Here is a 3,318-nt window from a genome sequence, read left to right on the forward strand (position 1 = left end):
GGGTCGGGGTCGTGCGCACGTTCCCGGTCGACGATGTCGTGCCGATGGTCGGGCACGCGCGCAGCCGTCTCGCCGATCGGCTGGCGGCTGCCCCCGCGGTTCCCGAACCGTCCTGGGCCGAGCCCCGGTCAGCCTGTGCCACCTGCGCGTTCAGCGCGCACTGCGCGCGCGGCCGGGCGGAGGCCCGCGACCTGTCGCTGGTCGCCGGGCTGCGCGGCGACCAGCGACGGGTGCTGCGCGCGGCCGGCATCACCGCGGTGGAGGAGCTCGCCGCGGCCCGCGACGACCAGCGGCCCGCGACGATGTCCCCAGCGACGTTCGCGGGACTGCGTCTTCAGGCGGAACTGCAGGCCGCGCAGGATGCGACGCGTACCGCGGACGACCCGGTCGGGACGGTGACCGTCCGGATGACCGGCCCGGAGGGGCTCGCGGCCCTTCCGGTGCCCGATCCCGGTGACATCTACTTCGATATGGAGGGCGATCCGTACGCGCTGGACGCCGCCGGTCTGGAGTACCTGTTCGGCGCGGTCACCCTCGCGGACGGCGAGCTCTTCCGGGCGTTCTGAGCACACGATCGGGCGGGGGAGCGGCAGGCGTTCGAGCGTTTCGTCGACTGGGCGACGGAGCGGTTGCGGGCGCACCCCGGCGCGCACATCTACCATTACGCGCCCTACGAGTCGAACGCGTTGCGCCGGCTGGCCGCGCGACACGGCACGCGGGAACGGCAGGTAGACGATCTGCTCGCCGGGCACCGGCTGGTGGATCTCTACGCCGTGGTCCGGCGCAGTCTGCGGATCTCCCAGCCGTCCTACTCGATCAAACACCTCGAACCGCTGTTCCTGCCCGGTGCCCGACAGGCCGAGGTGAAGAACGCCACCGACAGCATCGTGGCGTACGAGAGCTTCCTGGCACACCGCGCAGCCGGGGAGCTCGCCGCGGCCGACCGCGTCCTCGCTCAGATCGCCGACTACAACCGGATCGACTGCGTGTCGACTCACCGACTGCACCGCTGGCTCCTGGGCCTGCGGGGGGCCGACGGCGGCACGCCGCGGATCGACACCGCTGCCGCCGTTGGAACCGCTGCCGCAGCCGACACCGCAGCCGACACCGCCGACGACGACGCGCTCGTCGACACCCTCGTCGCGGGCCTTCCCGACGATCCGGCCGACTGGACGGGAGACCAGCGGGCGCGCGCCCTGCTCGCCGCGGCCGTCGGATACCACCGGCGTGAGAACAAGCCCGCCTGGTGGTCGTACTTCGCGGCGCTGACCGCCGATCGCGCCACGCTGGAATCGGCCGACGACTGCGCGGTCCCGGTGAGCTGGACCGTTGTCGAGGACTGGGTCGAACCGGCCGGGCGACGGCGGCGGAGTCGTCGACTGCTGCAGGCCCGCGTCGATCCGGACCGTCCGCATCCCTTCGACCGCGGCGAGGCGGTGCGGCTGCTCTACCCGGGACCGCCCGGGGCCGAGGGCGCCACCACCGACGCGGTCGTCGAGCGGGCCGAGCCGCACACGCTGCTGCTGCGGGAGAGCGTCGCCCCCGACGGCGTGGCCCGCAGGCCGCCCCTCGCCGTGCTGCCCGGATCGCCGGTGCGTCCGGAACCCAAGCCGGCGGCGATCCGCGACCTCGCCCGCCGGACCGCCGACGCCCTGCCGGATCTGCCCGCGGACCCCGCGTTGGACCTGCTGCGGCGTCGCCCCCCGCGGTTGGTCGGCCGGGACGACCTGCCGGCGCCCGGCGAGCACGACGGAGACCAGATTGCCGCCGTGCTCGCCGCGGTGAGCACGCTCGACGGCTCCTACCTGGCCGTGCAGGGGCCGCCGGGGGCGGGCAAGACCTACCTCGCCGGCAGGCTCATCCGCCATCTCGTCGAGCAGGGGCGCACGGTCGGGGTCTGCTCGACCAGTCACAAGGCGATCGAGAACGCGATGCTCGCCGCGACCGGCCAGCCGCCGGCGGACCCGAAGCCCGCGGATACCCGGGCCGCGGATATCCGGGCCGCGGACGCCGTGCCCGCCTGGCGCCCCGCGGTGCCCGCCGCGAAGAAACAGCGGTCCGGGGCGAGGCCGGCTTCGGCGGCTTCGGGCATGTTCCCGCCCTGGGATGGTCCGCGGGATCTGCGGGCACTCGCGGCGTGGCGCCGGGAGCACCCCGAGGGCCACCTGGTCGGGGACACCGCCTGGGCGTTCGCGAACCCGGTGCTGCGTGGTGACCCCTTCGACGTTCTGATCATCGACGAGGCGGGGCAGTTCGCGCTCGCGGACACCCTCGCGGTGGCTGGCGCGGCCCGCAACCTCGTGCTCCTCGGCGATCCGCAGCAACTGCCGCAGGTAGCGGCCGGCATCCATCCGGACGGCGCGGACGCATCGGCGCTGTCGCATCTGCTCGGCGACGCCGAGGTGATCCCGCCCGAGTTCGGCTACTTCCTCGACCGGACCCGCCGGCTGCACCCGGCCGTGTGCGCGCCGGTGTCGGCGCTGGCGTACCGGGGGCTGCTGCACGCGCATCCGGTGGCCGGGACGCGCGCCGTGGCGGGTGTGCCGGCCGGGCTGTACCTGCACGACGTCGAGCATCACGACAACGGCACCCGGTCGGACGAGGAGGTGGCCGTGATCCGTGACATCGTTCGCCACCTGCTCGGTCGTACCCTCGTCGACGGCGGGCCCCTGCGCCCGCTCCTCGGCAGTGACCTGCTCGTCGTCGCCCCCTACAACCGGCAGGTGCGGGCGGTCGAGCACGCGCTGGGCAAGGCGGGCCTGCCCGGGGTGCGGGTCGGGACGGTGGACCGTTTCCAGGGCCAGGAGGCAGCCGTCGTCATCACCTCGCTCACCACGTCCAGCTCGGCCCAGGCGTCGCGGGGGCTGGACTTCCTGCTCTCCCGCAACCGGCTCAACGTCGCGATCTCCCGGGCACAGGTGGCGGCGGCGCTGGTCATGTCACCGGCGCTGCTCGACAGCTCTCCCCGTTCGGTCGCCGAACTTCAGCTCCTCGCCGGGTTAGCCCGGCTGCGTGCCATGGCCCGAACGGACCTGCTCACCGTGCGCTCCCCGATACATTCCTGACACTTTCTTGGTACGTTGCCGGAACCTGGTGGGTGGTGGCGATGAAGCCACGGAGTCCACTACGCGCCCGCGGCCCCCGACTCTCATGCAGATATGTAAAGTCCGTTTCGTCGGTATTTGTTTGTGCTTATTGTAAAGCCGGTGCTAGGATTCGCGACGTCTGGGCAGGTTGGGGAAGGGGATGCTCATGACTGGCGGGGTCAAACGGTCGTAGCGACGCCTCGATAGGATGATCGTGATGGCGTCGAGGGAC

At 72.8% G+C, this 3,318-nt stretch carries 1 protein-coding gene and 2 pseudogenes; all 3 read left to right on the forward strand.

What is annotated here, in order from left to right:
- Nucleotides 1-566, forward strand: a pseudogene (locus tag AC08OX_RS16325) (TM0106 family RecB-like putative nuclease); the annotation flags it as partial.
- A gap of 12 nt (nucleotides 567-578) precedes the next feature.
- Nucleotides 579-1,004: pseudogene (locus tag AC08OX_RS16330) on the forward strand (TM0106 family RecB-like putative nuclease); the annotation flags it as partial.
- Entirely contained in the window at nucleotides 987-3,065 is a 2,079-nt protein-coding gene (locus AC08OX_RS16335) for a DEAD/DEAH box helicase (RefSeq protein WP_476608608.1), read from the forward strand. The pseudogene AC08OX_RS16330 and the gene AC08OX_RS16335, both read left to right, overlap by 18 nt.
- Nucleotides 3,066-3,318: the final 253 nt, after the last annotated feature.

This window comes from Frankia sp. CoBUL1 (assembly GCF_978021245.1).